The sequence below is a fragment of the Labilibaculum sp. DW002 genome (assembly GCF_029029525.1).
In the GTDB taxonomy this organism is placed as follows: domain Bacteria; phylum Bacteroidota; class Bacteroidia; order Bacteroidales; family Marinifilaceae; genus Paralabilibaculum; species Paralabilibaculum antarcticum.
The window spans coordinates 1,339,601-1,358,566 of sequence record NZ_JAKJSC010000001.1; the positions used below are offsets into that span (position 1 = coordinate 1,339,601).

General features: G+C 35.9%; 11 protein-coding genes. All 11 read right to left on the minus strand.

The genetic code is table 11. The annotated features are described in order from the left end of the window. Positions 1-353: 353 nt before the first annotated feature. Positions 354-2,642, minus strand: a complete 2,289-nt coding sequence (locus L3049_RS05180) for a GH92 family glycosyl hydrolase (RefSeq protein WP_275108733.1) — start codon at positions 2,640-2,642, stop codon at positions 354-356. 174 nt (positions 2,643-2,816) lie between these two features. Then, on the minus strand, positions 2,817-6,374 hold the full coding sequence (locus L3049_RS05185) for a glycoside hydrolase family 38 N-terminal domain-containing protein (protein ID WP_275108734.1): 3,558 nt from the start codon (positions 6,372-6,374) through the stop codon (positions 2,817-2,819). A 207-nt stretch (positions 6,375-6,581) separates the two neighbouring features. Beyond that, a complete protein-coding gene (locus tag L3049_RS05190; protein ID WP_275108735.1) occupies positions 6,582-7,265 on the minus strand; it encodes a bifunctional 4-hydroxy-2-oxoglutarate aldolase/2-dehydro-3-deoxy-phosphogluconate aldolase in 684 nt (227 codons plus the stop codon). 111 nt (positions 7,266-7,376) lie between these two features. Further along, positions 7,377-8,420: a sugar kinase gene (locus L3049_RS05195; protein WP_275108736.1), complete on the minus strand. Its 1,044-nt coding sequence runs from the start codon at positions 8,418-8,420 to the stop codon at positions 7,377-7,379. A gap of 390 nt (positions 8,421-8,810) precedes the next feature. Then, positions 8,811-11,735 (minus strand): glycoside hydrolase family 38 N-terminal domain-containing protein, encoded by a 2,925-nt coding sequence (locus L3049_RS05200; protein ID WP_275108737.1) that lies wholly within the window; start codon positions 11,733-11,735, stop codon positions 8,811-8,813. A 106-nt stretch (positions 11,736-11,841) separates the two neighbouring features. Then, the gene (locus L3049_RS05205; protein WP_275108738.1) at positions 11,842-12,912 is read right to left on the minus strand and encodes a mannonate dehydratase; all 1,071 of its coding nucleotides are present in this window, start codon (positions 12,910-12,912) and stop codon (positions 11,842-11,844) included. Positions 12,913-12,914: 2 nt separating this feature from the next. Further along, positions 12,915-14,099 carry a CaiB/BaiF CoA transferase family protein gene (locus tag L3049_RS05210; RefSeq protein WP_275108739.1) on the minus strand — a complete coding sequence of 395 codons (1,185 nt, stop codon included), beginning with the start codon at positions 14,097-14,099 and terminating at the stop codon, positions 12,915-12,917. A gap of 4 nt (positions 14,100-14,103) precedes the next feature. Beyond that, positions 14,104-14,874: an enoyl-CoA hydratase/isomerase family protein gene (locus L3049_RS05215; RefSeq protein WP_275108740.1), complete on the minus strand. Its 771-nt coding sequence runs from the start codon at positions 14,872-14,874 to the stop codon at positions 14,104-14,106. After that, a complete protein-coding gene (locus L3049_RS05220; RefSeq protein WP_275108741.1) occupies positions 14,867-16,021 on the minus strand; it encodes an ABC transporter substrate-binding protein in 1,155 nt (384 codons plus the stop codon). Before L3049_RS05220 ends, L3049_RS05215 begins: the two co-directional genes overlap by 8 nt. A 53-nt stretch (positions 16,022-16,074) precedes the next feature. Continuing rightward, positions 16,075-17,124: a lactonase family protein gene (locus tag L3049_RS05225; RefSeq protein ID WP_275108742.1), complete on the minus strand. Its 1,050-nt coding sequence runs from the start codon at positions 17,122-17,124 to the stop codon at positions 16,075-16,077. A 91-nt stretch (positions 17,125-17,215) separates the two neighbouring features. Next, complete coding sequence (locus L3049_RS05230; RefSeq protein ID WP_275108743.1) at positions 17,216-18,910, minus strand: DUF7402 domain-containing protein; 1,695 nt, start codon at positions 18,908-18,910, stop codon at positions 17,216-17,218. Between the last annotated feature and the right edge of the window lie 56 nt (positions 18,911-18,966).

The following is an 18,966-nucleotide window of genomic DNA, read 5'->3' on the forward strand; positions in this document are numbered from 1 at the left end:
TATTCTTTTTATCCTTTCTTTTTTATTGAGTAAAGTTTAAAAACCCCTTCGGCTCAATTGCCAAAGGGGTTTTCTTCATTATGCATGTTGTGCTAGTTTTCCCTTACTTCAGAACAATGCCAATCTATTCTAGCTTTTGTCGTGCATCGCCTTAGTAAAATAATTTAAACACTCTTTTAAATCTGAACCGTAATTCTTTCCATTTTTATAAATCACATTCAATCAGATCTAAGCTATTTTTTAAAAAAGGCACTTGTTTATGGTCCGAAATGATAGAAAAAATGGCTACCCAAAGTAAATTGGATAGCCATTCAAATAGGATTAATATAATTATTCTAACTACATACTAAACATTAATCTTTACATCCCATTTGAAAAACAAGTATTCCTCCATTAACAATTTCCTTATGTGTGATGTATCTTCTATCAAGAGGCGCACCATTTAGCGTTACAGATTGTACAATGTGATTCTCATCGCTCAGATTTTTTGCTTCCATTGTAAACTCTTTTCCATTTGGCAGATTAATTACTGCCTTACTTATTTGAGGTGCTCCTAAAATGTATTCTCCACCGCATGGATCTACAGGATAGAATCCTAATGATGAAAACATGTACCACGCAGACATTTGTCCACAATCATCGTTCCCCATTAATCCATCTGGTCTGTTGTGATAATAATCATCAACCAAAGTTTTTACAATCTTATCTGTTTCCTGAGGTTTAGAACTATACTTGTACAAATATGGCACGTGATGACAAGGCTCATTTCCATGCCAATATTGTCCCATTGTGCCATGAATATTCCAAACTAATGTTTTCACCTCTGGTTTTGAGCTAGAATAAAACATCGAATCTAATTTTGTAGCAATGGCATTTTCTCCACCCATCAAGTTAACTAAACCAGGAACATCATGTTGTACATGAAATTGATAATGATAAGCGTTACCTTCTGTAAAATCAGATCCTTCTACCCATTCACCAACTACTTCCGTAAGATCAATATTCTCTTTGAATTCACCTTTGGCATTTCTGCCTCTCATGAATCCACTTTCAGAATGGTAAACGTTCTTATAAAATCCAGCTCTGTTGATTAGAAAATCAAACTCCTTCTTCTTACCCAATTCCTTAGCAAGTAAACTAGCACAATGATCGTCATAGATATTCTCCAATAATCTTGAAACCGTTTCTTTTCCATCATCAATAGAGGATCGTTTTGCATCATAAGGAATGTATCCAAATGAATCTATCAACTCAACATGATTACGATAGTGAGGTTTTGTAACGGATGTCCAAACTGCCTCGAACATTTGTTCGTCGGTATAATTTATTGGTTTTATTCCTTTCAAATAAGCATCAACAAATACAGGAACAGCATGATTACCCACCATTGTGTGCGTCTCCTTTCCCCATAATTGCCAGCGAGGTAAATACCTATTTGCTTCTTTCGGATTATCAGGATCAATAGTCATTGTAGTATAACTATCAAGCATTGAAGTAAGCATATCTCCAACCAATTCGGGACTTAAAATAGTGTACATTGGATTAGCAGCTCTATAAGTATCCCATAAGGACAATGTGGAATAGAATTTTCCGCAAGAAGCATCTTTAACTTCATTACTAGCTGTTCTGTATTTTCCGTTTACATCTGCAATATTCGTTGGCTGAATAAACAAATGGTAAAGAGAAGTGTAAAAAGCTATTTTTTCATCTTTACTACCCTCAACATCAATCTTCCTTAGAATCTTATTCCACTTCTGCTTTGATTGCTTACGAATTTTGTCAAAGCTATTCCAAGCAGTAATTTCTGCTTCTAAATTTTCTTTTGCCTCATTTACTCCTACTGTTGAAACTCCAATCAGAACTTCAAGCTGATTGTTCGCTTCCATATCAAACCCAAGGATATATCTTGGTGCTTTCTCCTCCTTATTTTCTGGAGCTGATAGGATACTTTTACTTGTGATCTTTTTATTGAACTTCATCACATAAAATAAATCACGGGGTGCCCAAACACTTCCTTTTCGATAACCTGTTAAGGTATATTCATCATTAAATTGCTGATTTGCTTCTAGAACATTACTTGAAATGGAATTAATATCCCATGAAACCCCATATTGCAAATCAACCAAAAGTTTCGCAGAATCGGCATGGTCGTATGTATATCGATGATATGCGCTATGCTCTGCCGCTGTCAATTCTACATTTACATTGTGATCATCCAAATAAACTCTATAATATCCAGGAGTAGCAATTTCATTCTCTTTTTGATAGGTAGAACGATAATTAAAACGTGATGATGGATCAATATCCTTTTTTCCAAAAGGCATTAGTAAAATATCAGACATGGATGGGCAACCTACTCCATTTAAGTGTGTTTGGGTAAATCCGATTAACCAAGGATCATTAAATTGATAACCCGTAACATGATCCATTTCGTAGCCTTTGTAATAATTATTGTATGATTCTGGACTTACCTGAACCATTCCCATAGGAGTTGTAGCACCTGGAAAACAATGCCCTTCGTGCTGGGTTCCAATAAATGGATCTACGTATTTCGTATAGTCAACACTTTCTGGCTTTTCTGTGCATCCAACAATTGTCAAAAAACAATATAAAATGATAACAATATTTATCCAACGAGTCATTTTTCTTATTTTATATATTCTTTAAGCAGAATATTTAATGTAAAATATTAATCTATTCAGTAAGACGAATATTAGCAGTTCCAATTACCAAATATGCACCTTCTTTCGAAGGTGCATTATTAACTGATATGATGAATATCAAAGTGAATTTTTCAGCTTTTTCATTTATTTGTTTTATTTTACGTCTAGCTGATAAGTTTCAATTGCAAAGGGTGTTACTTTAATTTGCTTCACCGCTTTTGGATATTCTTCAATAATATTTGTGTGTTGTAAATTCTCTAATCCAAAGAAAGACTTCAAATTCACACTTACTTCTTTTCCTTCAGTATCATATAAACGAACAACTAATGCTTCGCTATCTTCAGCTTTCTTAATTGCCGTAACGATTACATTTTCTTGATCGATACTAAAGAATTCTACGTTTTCTGCCAAGTTTGCTTTTGTAGATTTTTCAGGATTTACAACTACTGTAATAGGCTCATTAAACTGCTTAGAAACTCTTGATCCAGCAACATCACCAACTTTGTTAGAAGTTAAAATGTGGCTGTATGAGTGACTTCCAGCTTGAGAATATTCATTACCTGCCCAGTGACATGATTTTCTACTTGCCAATAATACGTGCTGTAATAAATCAGCATCACCATCTTTAGTTGGATTGATCCAATCGGCAGCAGCAACAGAAGAACTTAATGTGACTACATGTTCTTTATCTTCTGCAGAAATCCAATCCATAATTGCTCTTGGATGAACATCTTTACAAAGAGGAGTGTAACGCTCACCAGCACTGTTAATCTCATCTCTACCAACCTGAACTGTTCCATAAGGAACTTCATGACAAACAGTAGAATTTTCAATAGCTATAGGATATGCAGTTCTGAACTCACGATACATTTCACCATCCCAATTGTGTAATTTATTATCGAATTGAATGCGCTTCAGCTTGTGGTAAATGGTAACATTTTTCTCCACTTTCGCATGTCTAATTTCTTGCTCTAAACGGTAAGTTGAGAAGACTTCTCCCGATGCAACCAGCTTCCACTTTGGATTGTGGATACTTACTTGATCGAAGTTTTTCATGAATGGTTGCTGAACATCACCAAATTCACCTGCACCGTTTCCTTCCGATTGAAGAGTAAAAATCTCGCCAACCTTAAATTCGTTGGTCGTAAACAAGTTTTTCTTTAGCTCTTTATCGTACACCTGATCGATTCCACCATCTGCGAATGTAACTTTATAGAAATCATTTTCATACTCAGAATTGTACTTAGCAACTTCCATTGAAACATTGCTTTTCATTTCTGGTTTCAAATAGTAAGTTTTGTAACCTACAGAAGGAAGATTTTCAGCAATAAATACGATTTCTGCATGCTTAATACTTCCATCAGCATGTTTAATGACTTTGGTAAACTGAACTGGCACATTCACTTTGTTTGAAGAAATAACACTTAACCCGTTCGCTTTACCTTTTGGTAAATCTACACTAACAGTTACAGGATCTGTTCTTTCCCAAGAAAGGCTATTAAATAGTACTACAGGAATTCCTTTTTTCTCTTGTGTTTTCACACGCTGAGCAATAAAGTTAGTTGCCTTACCTAGTAATTTTTCACCAATCACTTGAGACTCAACTAAACTTTCTTTGAACAAGTTGTCAGTTATATCACCATCGTGTCCACCCCAACCATGATCAGGATAAATTTTAGCTTGCCATCCTTTGTCTAGATCTTCAAATGGGTAAGGCATTTTTTCCTCATCCATAAAAGAAGCAACAGTTAAGAATTTCTCGGCAGCAGGTAACAATTTTGAAGCTTTACGACTAGCTGTTAACGCATCGTGATGAGCTGGTCCGTGAATATAAACCCAAACATTAGGACGTTCTCCTCTAATTGTATCAATTGTTGTTGCGTGTTGTTCAGCCAATGGCATAAACTCATCAACAGTCATTAATTCCATATGAGGGAAGTATACATTCTGTTCTTTCCCATTTTCATCAAGAACAGTTTCAGTTTCGTTCCATTCCTCAATAAATTCAGTATAATCAATAGCAGGAAGCATATCCTGACTTGACAATAGAGGCGTTTGGGTTTCACCTCCTTTAAAGTACTGACTCCACCATTCTATTTGTTCAGCACCATACTTTACTTTCTCATCAATGCCTTTTGACAAGTGAATTAAATCTTCACCATAATGCCCCGGCGAATATGTAAATACTGTACTTCCATCAGGACTTTCCCAATGAGTCATACTTTTAGCATGACGACTGATAATCATATAATTTACACCTGCCTTACTCAAAATTTGAGGCAACTGCATTGTTTTACCAGGAACATCAACATTCCAATATACTTTAGAATCGTAGCCTCCAAAATTTTTCTTCACCCATTTTTTACCCAAATAAAGCTGGCGAACTAAATCCTCACCATCGTACATATCTTCGTATGGGCAATTATAAGTAGCCCCAACAGAAAGCAATTTACGCTTTAACAGTTCAGTTATTTTTGCTTGAGATTCAGGATGACGCTCGATGTATTCTCTTATCATTAATCCATCCTCAACATCAAATCCATAATCACTACGCTCAAAAGCATCCTTAAGAATTGGAGTAAAAAGCAATGTATCTCTCTCAATAATACAAGCCTCTGGATTATCCATCCATGCAATATCCTGATGACTAGAATTCATAATTGAAATCAGCCCTTTTTCGTATTTATTCTGGAAAAGTGGAGTATAAGCATCAAAAAAATCTGGTCGGTACCGTTTTGATAAATCTCCTAACCAACCATTATGTGAATGAGCATGAGAAGCATAGAAATAATCTCCCTTAACAACATTTTCATTAATTACACCATCACCTTTTTCAAACTCTACCTCAAATTTATCTTTTCCGTAAACAATTTGAAACGATTTCTTTGGCGCTAAAGAAGTAACAGAAGCTTTAGCTGTTTCACCTTGTAATTTAAAAGTCCCAGCCTTACTTTTCTTACCATCAGAAATTACATAAACTTTCTGTCCAACCAATCGAGCAGGAGCGTCAATTAGTAACTTATCTGCAAACTGCTTAATCGAAAATGAAACATCATTTAATGCAGCTTTCTTTAGCCACTGAATAGCATTTGGCACCTTAAACAGCATAAACCATGCATTGGTTCCTTTCGCATGACCGAAAACCGAAATCTTTGCTTTTTCGCCTTTCACCAACATTTTAGCTGGTACGCTTAAACGAAATGCTCCTACTCCATCACCATTAGCATCTCTTCGGTACAAGTAATATTGAGCATTCGCATTTCCTACACTATTCTTAATTTGAAGTTTACCGTTTTTATCAGCAACAAATGTAAGCAATGGCTGTCCATTCACTTTAATATCATAAGGATACAAATTGTTCAAATCAATATCCGAATAGAAAAAGAAATTAACCATTTCCTCTTTTAAATCGGTAGGAACTTTTGCTGTTAAAAATTCAAAACCTGCTTTTCCAGTTGATGCTCTAGCAATCATAGCATCTCTAATATCACTGCGTAAAGCAGGATATCCGTACATACCACCACTAAGTTGACTAGTAAAACCTTCCACATCATTTTTGCAAATCTGATACAGATGGTAATTATCATTTACATTGTGAATCTGACTTTTCCCAGCACTTTCATGCGCCTGCAATTTTCCCGAAGAAAATAGTGTAATACTTAGTATCGTAAGTAAAACAATTTTCAATCTTAAATTAGTCCTTGTCTTCATATTATTAATTCTAATTATTTCCTCAGCTTAATATGCCTAAACGGTTTGGCATCTTCTTTAAAAAATAGGTTCATGTTTGAATGACAAACATGAACCTGTTAAACATTCAGCTTATTTTTGGATCTCAAAATACAATATATTCTTTAAATCCACAAACTGTAATTAGCGTTTTACGTTCTTAAAACGTATTTATATCCTTCCTCATTTTCAATAAGCATTGTACTTTCTTATGCTTTTAATAATTTCTAAAGCCTGCTTTACTTTAGATGATAATTCATCAAACTTACCAGATTCAATCATTTCTTTGCTAATAAGCTGAGATCCCATTCCTACACAATGAACACCTGCCTTGAACCATTTCTTTAAGTTCTCTTCTTCAGGCTTTACACCTCCCGTTGGCATTATCGACGACCATGGGAAAGGACCTTTTACAGCACTTACAAACTCAGGACCTCCAACTTGTTCACCAGGGAAAATCTTAACAACTTCAGCACCTAACTCTTCAGCGTAAGAAATCTCTGTTAAGGAACCACACCCAGGTGACCAGGCAACTTTTCTACGGTTACAGACCTTAGCCATCTCTGCATTTAAAATCGGTGAAACCACAAAATTTGCTCCTAATTGCAAATATAATGAGGTTGTTCCTGCATCAATTACTGAACCAATACCTAAAATCAGATCAGGACATTCTTTTGCAGACCATTTAAGTAAGGCTTCAAAAACTTCATGTGCGAAATCTCCACGATTAACAAACTCAAAAACTCTTACACCACCTTTGTAACATGCTCTTACAACCTCTTTACAAACTTCTAAATCTTTATGGAAAAAAACGGGAATCATTCCTGTTTCTTTCATTTTCAAAGCAACTTCTATTCTGGAAAATCTTGCCATTAGTTTTTCAATTATGAATTACGAGTTATGAATTATAAATACCTAATACCTGTTATTAATTTAGGCCTGCTTTACAAATTCATAACTTATAATTCCTCATTCATAATTCATTTATCGCGCTACACGTCCTGAAGCATCACCATCCATTAATTTAGCAACGTCCTCTACAGTAACTTGATTGTAATCGCCATAAATGGTGTGCTTTAAGCAAGATGCTGCAACGGCAAAATTTAAGGCTTTTTGATCTCTGCCAGGCCAGGTTAGTAGTCCATAAACCAATCCTCCCATAAATGAATCGCCACCACCAACACGGTCAACAATATCGGTAATTTGATAGGTATTACTTGCCTTAAACAACTCTTTCCCATCATATAAAACACCTGACCATGAATTATGATTGGCATTAATAGAACCTCTTAAAGTTGTAATTACTTTCTTACAACGAGGATATTGCTTCATGATTTGTTTCGAAACGGAAAGGTATGCGTCAGCATCAACACGACCACCTGTCACATCAACACCTTTGGGCTTAACACCTAAGACTTTCTCTGCATCTTCCTCATTACCCAAAACAATATCAGTACCAGCAACTAATGCAGGCATAATTTCTCCAGCTGTTTTTCCGTAATTCCATAAATTCTTACGATAATTTAAATCACAAGAAACTGTAATGCCCTTTTCATTTGCTTTTTGAATTGCTTCCAAACATACATCTGCCGCTCCTTGAGAAATAGCAGGAGTAATACCAGTCCAGTGAAACCATGCTACTCCTTCAAACACTTTATCCCAATCGATCATTCCTTTTTCAATTTCGGAAATTGCCGAATGAGCTCTATCGTAAACAACTTTACTACCGCGACTTACCGCTCCTGTTTCAAGAAAATATATCCCCAAACGTTCTCCGCCATAAACAATATCATCGGTGTTAACACCAAACTTTTTCAAATCCATTTCGCAAGATCTCGCGATATCATTTTTTGGCAAACGAGTTACAAAATTTGATTCAATACCATAATTGGCTAAAGAAACTGCAACATTAGCTTCTCCTCCACCAAAAGTTGCATTAAATTCTGACGTTTGATTGAAACGTAAATAACCAGGTGTTGCTAACCTCAACATCACCTCTCCAAACGTTACTACTTTTCCTTTTATCATTATATTATTCTATTATAAATTCTACTTAGTCTTCACTTTTAACAACTGATATAGCCGCTTTCATATATCCCATTGCATAAGCCATACCTGCATGCCATGGTGCACTGCAACTCAATTCGGAACTTTTCCAATGATTTTTCTGAAATGAATATAACCTAGTTTATTTTGCTTCGAATAACGATCTGTCGCTTCGTAAACGTCACCTTCAATCATTTCAGCTACCGATCCTAGGTAATTTTAGTCTATTATTATTGCTTGGTTTATTATCAATTTATCGTTAATACATATCAAGATGAGCTTCCATCTTTACTCCAGCTTCCTCTGCAAGCAGAACAATATTTAGGAAACTCATCTTGACTAATTCTTTTCAATTCCGATGCGACAACTAGATTACCAAGTTACTTTCAACGTTATAAAATCTTTAGACGGAACCACTACATCTGCATGTATTTCTTCAAGCGACTGCTCCGTCATAATATCAAAAACATGTATTGAAGCAGGTTTTCTATCCTTCCATTTCAAGCTCACAGGTTCATCCTTTTCCGACCATGAACGTAATCGTAGAAGTGCTGATTTTCCGTCTTCACTCGTTTTAAAAACTGTTGAATTAACAAATGGACTCCCTTCAACCGTAAGTAATTGTCCAACTTCAAAATTGCGATCTACTTTTGAAGCCACTAAAGGTTGGTATTGTTCCATCGCAAAACGGTTTGATGATACGTAATCGAAACTGTTTAAGTGTGGTTTTACCCGGTATCTAAAAGTTAATTCGCTTCCCTGACTTAAAGGGAAATTCGTATACCAATGGTTATTCAATGCCCATGAATAAATTGTCCCATCAGGCTTCAATTCTCGAATCCACTTTTCTGATTTGTATGCGTCACCTAATAAATTCGCTGTAATTGTACCAACCTGAAACATAGGAGCATCAAGAGGACACCATGTTATGCCTTTTTCTTTATTCGATACATTAAGCCAACGCTGCAAAGTAATCCAGTTACGATTCGCAGTTTCCAATTGATCTTTTTCAATTTCCATAACCCCCCATGGAATATCTGCAACTACCACCGGATTATCAACATCAAACGCAAAACCAAAATGAACTCCTTCTTTATCAATCGTTTTAATTTTTTGTATTACATTTTTAAAATCAACAGTTTCCTGACCATCGAAAATCGTAATCTCGGTGGCTACATCGGTGCAACCTTCTGCTTTACCTCTAACAGAAATTGTTGCTAATAGTGGTCCATTTTCTTTAATTGTAATTTCTACATCCGTAAGTGCAAACGCTTCCTCTGGCGTATCATCGCCTTTTAAATAACGGTAACTGTTAATTGCACACGCAGCGTTGGAATCAACAAACTCTTTGTTACCCATTTTCAAACTTGAAACATCACCTGTTTCCTGATTGATTTCAACATGTACAATTCCGTTGTCCAAAACATTACCATTAGCCATTTTTGACTTTGAGACATACGCTTTTTTTGAAAGCTTGTATTTTTTTGACCCAAATGCTGGAACATCATCTGCCTCAAAAACTAATTCGCCGCTTGAAAGCTTTTGTGACTTTACTTTTTCCCCATTGGTATCAATTAAACCACTAAAACCTTTTGCTGTTTCTGCAGATAAGGTAACTAAGCCATCATGATTCCACGATAAATTATTAAATACTGCGATGTATTTCCCCTCTTCTGCAGGCAATGTTTTAGCCAATAAATCCTGACTCATTTTTTCTGCATTATCAAAAAATGCAAACTTGGTTTTTTGGATATCACTATTTATTGGTTCCTGCGAAGGATTCATGTAACACCAGGTATGTTCACTTCCCATTAAAACATTCCACCAAGCTTGGTTGAAGTCATTACGAAGTGCTGGTTCTCCATTCCTTAGCATTGTCCATAACGTTTCAGCTTGTACCAAACGTTCTTTCGATTCACGGTTTTGGGCTGTTTGTTTCGCTGCAGTGCCGGTTCCATCCGTCCAAAATTCGGTAAAGTCTCCTTTCAATACGGGAATTTGGTCACCATATCTATCTTCAAATTCACTCATAATGTCGGTAGCACTTGCAATCGTCAACTTCGGATATGCAAATTCTTCATTCCAGCTTTTCACAGCTTCTGGTAAATCAGCATCAATTGGCGTATTATCGGCCATAGCCCAAGTCATCGCAAAAATATCGTAAGGATAATAATCCGCTTTTTCCAATTCAGGTAATTTTTCATTGATGTAAATATCTATGAAATTTTCTCTTGGATTATCTGTTTTTACAATTTCCAATAATTTAGTTGGATCCAATTGCCCTGCCATTTTAGGCCAGAAATATTTCCCTTTTATCAATGCACCTGGGTTATAACTTCCAGGCTGGAAGTATAAGATTCTATTATTTCCGCTTTCATCGGCCCACCAAAATGGCTTAAAGCTCTGCTCCATTGACCAACCTATGCGCCCCTGCCCATTATTCAGAGAGAAGCAGTACTTCACACCCAATTTAGCAGCTACAGGAACAATTCCCCAAGACATACCTGGAATATCAACCTGTACAATGGTTTCTATTTTTTTGCCAGTTATTTTTTCGTACTCTTTAGCTTGACGAAACAACTCCATAAGCTCCTCATCTCCTGAAACCGAAGTGTTTACATTAACATATCCGGCATCCAATGCTAAATATCCATTTCTGATTCCCTCAAATATGACTTGTTTTTCTTCTTCGGTGGCTTTTGATAAATAACGTTCAACGGGCCAAATTACCTCTGGATTCCAAACGTAACGTGCACCTTCGGGATAATCTTTTGTTGCTTCCGCTAATTTTATTCCATTTATTAAATTGCGGGTATGAATCAGCTCTACATTTTCGTGTGTATTGGTATAGCCAATATCTACATGCGAATGCGGATAAATCATTATTTCCCAATGCCTAAAAGCTGGAACATCAACCACCTTAGTGTAGGCAATTGTTTTCGAACTGATTGAAACATGAAGCTTGGCTGCTTTGGTTTTAGCAACATTCGGAGGCAGCAGAATTTCATAGGATTCTATACTATCATTACAGATCAGTGGAAATTCAATTACCTCTTTATTACACTCAAGCACAATTTTACCTTCTCCAATAAACTTTTTGTTATTAAAATGTACAACAAGTCCTCTTCCCGGTTTTCCATCAGCTCTGTACTTGTAATAATTCTGTGGACTTATCGTGATTTCTTCTACAGTTTCCTCTTTCTCTTTCTCCTTTATGTCCATAAGTAAATTGGTTGCCTGACCAAATAATACGGTGCCGGAAGACATTAAAAGGAGTGCAATTATTAATTTTTTCATATTACTAAATTTTAGAATTATCGCTAAATAGATTTTAAACAATTGTATAACTTCATTTCATTAATAAAGAAGAAATTTATGGAGTAACAATACTCCATAAACCTAATTAATTATTAACATGAGAAATTGCAGCTTTCATATAACCCATTGCATAAGCCATACCTGCATGCCATGGTGCACTGCAACTCATCTGAGGTGTATGATCAGGAATCAATGCACCTTCAAAATTATTTTTCTTTAGAATTTGAAGGATTTTCACCATATCAATATCCCCCTCATCAACAAATACCTCTTTGTAATTCGGAACTTTTCCAACGATATTTCTGAAATGAATATAACCTAGCTTATTTTGCTTCGAATATCGATCTGTTGCTTCGTAAACATCACCTTCTGTCATTTCAGCCACCGATCCAAGACAAAATTCTAACTTGTTATTTTCGCTCGGTTTAATATCAAGTACTTTTTGATACATATCTGGTTGATAAACCAAACGAGGTGTATTTCGAACATAAGGCATCGGTGGATCATCTGGGTGAGCAGCAAGAATAACACCTGCCTCCTCGGCAACTGGCACCAAGTTTTCTAAGAAATACTGTAAACGCTTCCACAACTCGTCATGATCAATTCTTGGAATTGAACCTTCGGGTGCATTTTTATCGTAAACCATGTTCCAAACCATTCCATTTGGAATTGGTGTTTCATCAACTATTCCGTTCATTCCTACTGATTCTGCACCACCTCTTGCGTAAGGACCAATATCTCTACTTGAAACACCAGCTAAAGAAAAGTTGTATCCAAAAAATGGAATTCCAGCTTTACCGACAATACGAATTTGCTCCTTCACCAATTCCATTTGCTCCTCCTTTTTAGGACCATCAAGTAAAATATCATGCCAAATAGCTGGGTCGAAATTTTCAATAGCTTCAAGTTCCAAACCATGACTATTAATCTCTTTCTTTATTTTTAACAGCTCTTCCAAGCTCCAAAGTTGACCTGAACCAGCTCCGCCCCATCCATCTTTCTCACCAATAGGTTGGTTTGCATTGGACTTATCATTAGAATCATTTCCAAAGTAATCAACCATATGTATTACCAAATGTGTTGCTCCACATTGCTTGGCAAATTTATAATGCTCCTCGTTGAGCATGTGTCTATATAATCCGAACCCTAATTTCATCACTATTTATTTAAAAAATCCTTAATCTCTGAATCACTATAATTACAATACTCTTTCAAAATCTCCTCAGCATGCTCATTTAGCATTGGAGAAGGTTTGTATATTTTTTGAGGAGTATCACCAAAAGAAACTGGAAAACCAGTAGTTTTCACGGTCCCAACAGTAGGATGATCATACTCAATAATCATATCGTTATGCTTGATCTGTGGATCATCTACCATTTCGTTAAATGTATTTACCTGAGAACACCAGATATCTGCTTCAAGAAGTATCTCCAACCATTCATCGGTTGTTTTGGTTTTAAATACATCATCGAAATCGAATCGAATTTGATCTCTGTTTTCTCCAATATTGTTCGATGCAAACTCATCAGAATCGTATTTTTCCAATCCCATAACTTGAGCTAATTTTTGAACCGAATTCATACCAATCGCCACAAAACTATCTTTTGTATTGTACAATCCGTAAGGCGCTCCAATCCATGGATTAGGAATACCACTCTCGCTCTTTTCAGGATAATTTCTATCATGTAAATAAGCCGTTACTTCCTGAATGTGGAATCCAACAACTGAATTCAACAAATTCGCTTCAATCTTTTGTCCTTTGCCCGAATTTGATCTCGAGTAAATTGCTGCTAATACAGACTGAGTTATGAATAAACTCGTTAATAAATCAGCTTGTCCAACAGCAGTAACTACCGGAATATCACCTTTTTTACCATTTAAAGCAGCACCACCACTAATTGATTGTGCCAATAAATCTTGTCCTGGTCTTTTTAAATAAGGACCAGAAGCACCGTATCCTGAGCTAGAACAATATACTATGCCTGGATTTAGTTTTTTAATATACTCATAACCTAAACCAAGACGTTCCATGACACCTGGCCTGAAATTTTCTAATAGAATATCAGCCTTTATAATAATGTCCTTAGCTACCTTTTTACCTTCTTCTGACTTTAGATCTAAAGCAATACTCTTTTTGTTTCTGTTGAAACTGATAAATGAAATGCTTTCTCCTTCAGGATAAATGTTTCCATACGAGTAATGGCGCATCCAATCTCCTTTTGGTGGCTCGATTTTAATAATATCGGCTCCCATATCTCCCAGCATCTGTGTTGCCCATGGCCCTTGAGCCAATTGTGAAAAATCGGCAACTACCAATCCTTTTAATGGTCCATTATTTTCCATTTCCCTACTTATTTTTTTTAATAAAATCCTGAATTGCTTTTTGAGCTTCTTCTCCAAGAAAAAGATCTCTTACTGTTTTTGCTTCGTCGTCAATTCGCTGATTAAATGGCATCTCAGTTTGACTTAAATTTGCCAATCTTTTTAATTCTGTAATAGAGTTTGATGGTCTTCTTGATAGTTTCTTAGCAAAGTCCATCACTTGACTTAGAAAATCATCATCGCTAAAAATTCGATTAACAATTCCCCAATCGTATAATAGTTTTGAATCTAAAGCAGATCCCATAAATAGCATCTCTTTAACTCGATTGATTCCAATTTTTTGAACCAAACGCTGAGTTCCGCCACCACCAGGAATCAAACTTAAAAACACCTCTGGAAGTCCCATTGTAGCACTCTCCGAAGCAATAATTAAATCACAAGCTAAAGGAATTTCAAATCCACCACCTAATGCATATCCATTTATGGCAGCAATCCACGGTTTCGATGAGTTCTCAATCGATTCGTATAATAATTTTCCTTTTTCCTGAAATGAAACAAATTCCTCTGTTGTCTGATTACCGTATTCCTTAATATCAGCACCTGCCATAAATGCGCGTCCTTCACCTCGAATAATTGCAACTTTCACCTCATCGTTCGCATTAATAGAAATAATGGCTTCAATAATTTCATCCATCATTTTTCTGTTCATCGCATTCAATTGTTCCGGACGATTAAATACAAGTACAGCTATTCCACTTTCTATTTCAACGAATATATTTTCAAATGTCTTATCCATTACAAACTACTGTTTTGTACAATTCATTTAATTGTTTCATGAGTCTTTCCGACTCCGTATTTTTCAAGACTCCTTCGTGCAATAAATCTGCACCTTGCTCCTGAAAACTATTCCACATTGGATGTTGAGGGCGTACATAAGCATCCTCCATTGTCTTTAATGTATCTATAAAGAACTTTGTACACATATCGTTGTTTCTCTTACTTGTCCAAGCAGATAAATTTCCTGGTTGTCCACCATTTTCAGTATAAATACCCTCTTGAATTTCAGGATGAGCTACAAAATTTACAAAATCAGCTGCTAACTTAGCTTCCTTACATTGAGAAGAAACAGCTAAACCAACTCCACCAAGAATGGTAGAAATTTTATGTTTTGGATTCACTGGACTATTTGTGAAATGAACCAAATTCTTTGCATACCCTTCTCTAGAATAATTCGTGTATCCAAATAAATATGGAGAATAAACAATTTCATTTCCTTCTCCCATCTTATCCAAAATTTGAATCGGATTCCAATTCATTGATTCAGGATGGATAAATTCCAAATGTCTTTTTATTTCATCAAGAGCAGCTGTGCCTATTTCATTATCAACAGTAAAATCTTTAACAAAATCTCGTCCTCCTTCTTGGGCGCAAATGGTTAAAAAAGCACACCAAAAATCGGTTGGACAAAGAGCCCAAGCTACCGATACATCACTAGGAAGGTGTTTGTAATAATCAAATAACCCAGCTCTTGTTTTAGGTAAATCTGATAATCCAAAATCAGCTATTAAATCTTTTCGATAAGCAGCTATAAGTGCAGCTGCATCAACTGGTAAAGCATACAATTTATTATTCAAGTTATAGGATTCAAAACTGGGTCCAACCGAATGCTCAGAATGCATTTTTAAAACATCGGAAGGAATTTGCTTCCTTAAATTTAGCAGTAGATTATTGGCATCTGCTTGTCCCATGTACGGATGATCTATGGTAATAAAATCATAACTTCCAATTAGATCTTCTATTGGCATATCTCCAAATTCTTTTAACGAGCGGATGTCCCATTTAATATCTACATTAGGATTACTCTTTGAGAACTCTTTTGAAGCCGCAATTAATGGTTCATACCCTCTTGGGTGATCCCATGCTATGCCTTTTAATTGTATCATCTTCTAATATTCTTTTATAATTATAATGCCATATCGGTTTGGCAAAACCTTACTTATAACCAACAGATATTGACCGGAGTCTCAACAGTCACCTTTGATGTAAACCGCAATTTTCCTGTTTTCTGATTGATTTCAAAAACAACTAAGGTGTTGGAATCTTGATTTGCAGCTATCAACCATTTACCTGAAGGATCGATATTAAAATCGCGTGGTGTTTTTCCTTCTGTAGATTGAGAAGAAACTAAAGTGAGTTTATTGGAATCTTTATCAATTTTAAAAATGGCAATGGTATCTGCACCTCTGCAAGAAGCATATAGAAATTCTCCATTAGGATGAAGTCTAATTGCTGCACCGCCAAATTCTCCTTTATAACTTTCTGGAACAAATGAAACTTTCTGCACAACTTCATTTTTATCACTTCCTACTTTAGCAATAAAAATTTCTCCGCTTAATTCACTCAACACATATGCGATTTTTCCTGCTTTATCCATTACCATATGCCTTGCACCAGCCCCTGCATCAATAGCAATATCCTTATTCGAATTTTCAAACCACTTTTCAGTTTCACTATTCAAATGATATGCTTTTGCTTTATCCAGAGTTAAATCAAGCACGAACATTTGATCAGATTCAATTGGATAAATCATGTGTGCATGCGCTGCTTCTTGTCTTTCTTTATTTGGACCAGTTCCTGAATGCTTAATCTCCTGATGAAATGGAGCTAAACTTCCATCTTCTAATATTTGATAAGACAACACATTTCCTGAAACGTAACTTGCAACTACCAATTGATCCTTTACAATGGCTAAATGACAGGCGTAATCTCCCTTTATTTTTTGTGAGTTAATTAAAGAAAGTTTTCCATCCTGATTTATTCGGTAAGCAAACACTTGAGGACTTAAATCTTCAAACATTTCCTCAATTGCATACAAATATTTTTTATCATCAGAAATCACTAGATAACTAGGACTTCTCTGCTTGGTATATTGTAACAATTCAACTTTACCACTCTCTATATCCAATGTAAAACAACCAATTCCTTTGCCTTCTGGCTTTAGTGCTGGAGTTTCATCTTGCGTATAACTTCCTGTATAAAAAATCATGATTGTGTTCAATAAAAATAGTTTACAAAACAAACTTGTCATTAAATAGTTGTGTATATAAATTCGAATTAAATTGCGAATCAGAAGCCAATCAATTAGCCTCAAACACTTGAATTTCCGAGAGTCCTAATCTCAGTCCTGGAAGCCACTCAGTAGACATTTCAGCATTTCCATCGGTGATGGTAAACTTTACCCACTTCACCTTTTTAGGCTGGAATTTAATCTCAGTTGGAGTTTTAGCACTATTTGAAGGCGCTGCATACATCCATTCCATCGAACCATCACTGAATACAAAATATCCTTCTTTTGTCCAACGGTCACCAGCTGGGCTGTCATATACTCGTATCCTGTCGATCACTTTTTCCTCATCCCACTCCAATTTAATCATTGCTCCTCTTCCTTCTTGAGAAATCCACTCTTTCGTTTTGTCTTTGTTTTCTACATCAATAACGCCATCAATCACAGCCTCAGGTTTACTATCTTTTTCTGATGAAGTTGCCGTTACTTTAGCCATCGGAGCTATGTTTTTTAAATCCAGCTTTACTTCATTAAAAGGTTCATCTTTTAACACAAAAGCAAGCTCATGCATTGATGCCGCATATCGATTTTGATGAGGATTGATATTCTGTACACTGTAATTACTTGCAACAGTCATCCATGCACTGGTACCATCATCATTGATAAACTGAGGTGTTATGTTTGGAAAGTAAGTTTGAGCTCCCCAATCCTTCATGTAATGCACAAGCTTGTAAGGACCTGTTATCTCATCTGCTTCCCAAAAAATGGTAACATTGTAGGGTAAGTTTTCTTCTGATTCTTTTAACCTGCAAGTCATTAGGATATATTTGTCCATCTTTGGAAAGTACGTAATACTTTCACTACCAAGATGATTAGGCCAATCTACAATAGGTTTAGCATTCTCTACTCCCTTAGTCCATATTGGCTTGCCCTTTTTTGTATGCCCAGTAAAAAACTCATAGCTTTCAGCTTTGGTAATACTCTCAACAGTGGCATCGGTTCGGCACAAGTAGATTGCATCGCCTTTATCCCAGTTATTTTTGCCATTTCCAGAACTATATCCATGTGCGCTTAAATAAATGCGTCCATCTTCAGCCTTATTGTTCTTCGCAAAATTTACCGCATGAACGGTACGAAATTTAGCTTTACCGGTTTCATTGAAAAAGTTACCATCCAAATCAATGGCATTGGTCCAATATTGATTTTTCCAATTGGGCTCTGTATTTGCCGTAAAATTGTTCCAGTTTTTTGAATATCTAAACCCATTAAAATAACCTTCTTGATTAAAGGCATTATAAGTACCGATATAGAACACATCATCGACAATAAGACTCACACAAGGGTAATAATTGGTGCCACCTGCCCACATTCTACCAAGGTTTTCAAATTTTAGGTTGATGGGATCTTTACCCATCACTTTTGCCTGCCCAACCGCATTTGACCTAATATTAGAATTCGTTGAAAAGCCTTCCATTTCTCCGTCTGTCCAAGGGGAATAAAGGTTCCCATCATTTGCAGATTGCAAATACCAGGTATCGGCAGCTGTATAATTAGCAAATCGACCAGTAAACCTGACTTTGATAATATCCTCAGATCGTTCGTAGGGACAATCATCTGGAATTTCGTTTTCCCATTCGTAATACTTATAGATTGGACTAATTGCAGGATCTGCCTTATCTCCTTCACGTTTCGTGTTGTCCGTTAGCTGTGCAAAGGACAAATTCATCATAACTATGGTGAAGAAGAAGGTAAGGAATGAAAATTTCATGTTTTTACTGTTTTTTATCATTATTGCCAACTCTTTAAAAAGAGTGAACAGCATTC

What these genes read in the sequence shown, in the direction of transcription:
- L3049_RS05180 (WP_275108733.1), bottom strand. Translation starts at nt 2,642, where the DNA reads ATGACTCGTTGGATAAATATTGTTATCATTTTATATTGTTTTTTGACA.
- L3049_RS05185 (WP_275108734.1), bottom strand. Translation starts at nt 6,374, where the DNA reads ATGAAGACAAGGACTAATTTAAGATTGAAAATTGTTTTACTTACGATA.
- L3049_RS05190 (WP_275108735.1), bottom strand. Translation starts at nt 7,265, where the DNA reads ATGGCAAGATTTTCCAGAATAGAAGTTGCTTTGAAAATGAAAGAAACA.
- L3049_RS05195 (WP_275108736.1), bottom strand. Translation starts at nt 8,420, where the DNA reads ATGATAAAAGGAAAAGTAGTAACGTTTGGAGAGGTGATGTTGAGGTTA.
- L3049_RS05200 (WP_275108737.1), bottom strand. Translation starts at nt 11,735, where the DNA reads ATGAAAAAATTAATAATTGCACTCCTTTTAATGTCTTCCGGCACCGTA.
- L3049_RS05205 (WP_275108738.1), bottom strand. Translation starts at nt 12,912, where the DNA reads ATGAAATTAGGGTTCGGATTATATAGACACATGCTCAACGAGGAGCAT.
- L3049_RS05210 (WP_275108739.1), bottom strand. Translation starts at nt 14,099, where the DNA reads ATGGAAAATAATGGACCATTAAAAGGATTGGTAGTTGCCGATTTTTCA.
- L3049_RS05215 (WP_275108740.1), bottom strand. Translation starts at nt 14,874, where the DNA reads ATGGATAAGACATTTGAAAATATATTCGTTGAAATAGAAAGTGGAATA.
- L3049_RS05220 (WP_275108741.1), bottom strand. Translation starts at nt 16,021, where the DNA reads ATGATACAATTAAAAGGCATAGCATGGGATCACCCAAGAGGGTATGAA.
- L3049_RS05225 (WP_275108742.1), bottom strand. Translation starts at nt 17,124, where the DNA reads ATGATTTTTTATACAGGAAGTTATACGCAAGATGAAACTCCAGCACTA.
- L3049_RS05230 (WP_275108743.1), bottom strand. Translation starts at nt 18,910, where the DNA reads ATGAAATTTTCATTCCTTACCTTCTTCTTCACCATAGTTATGATGAAT.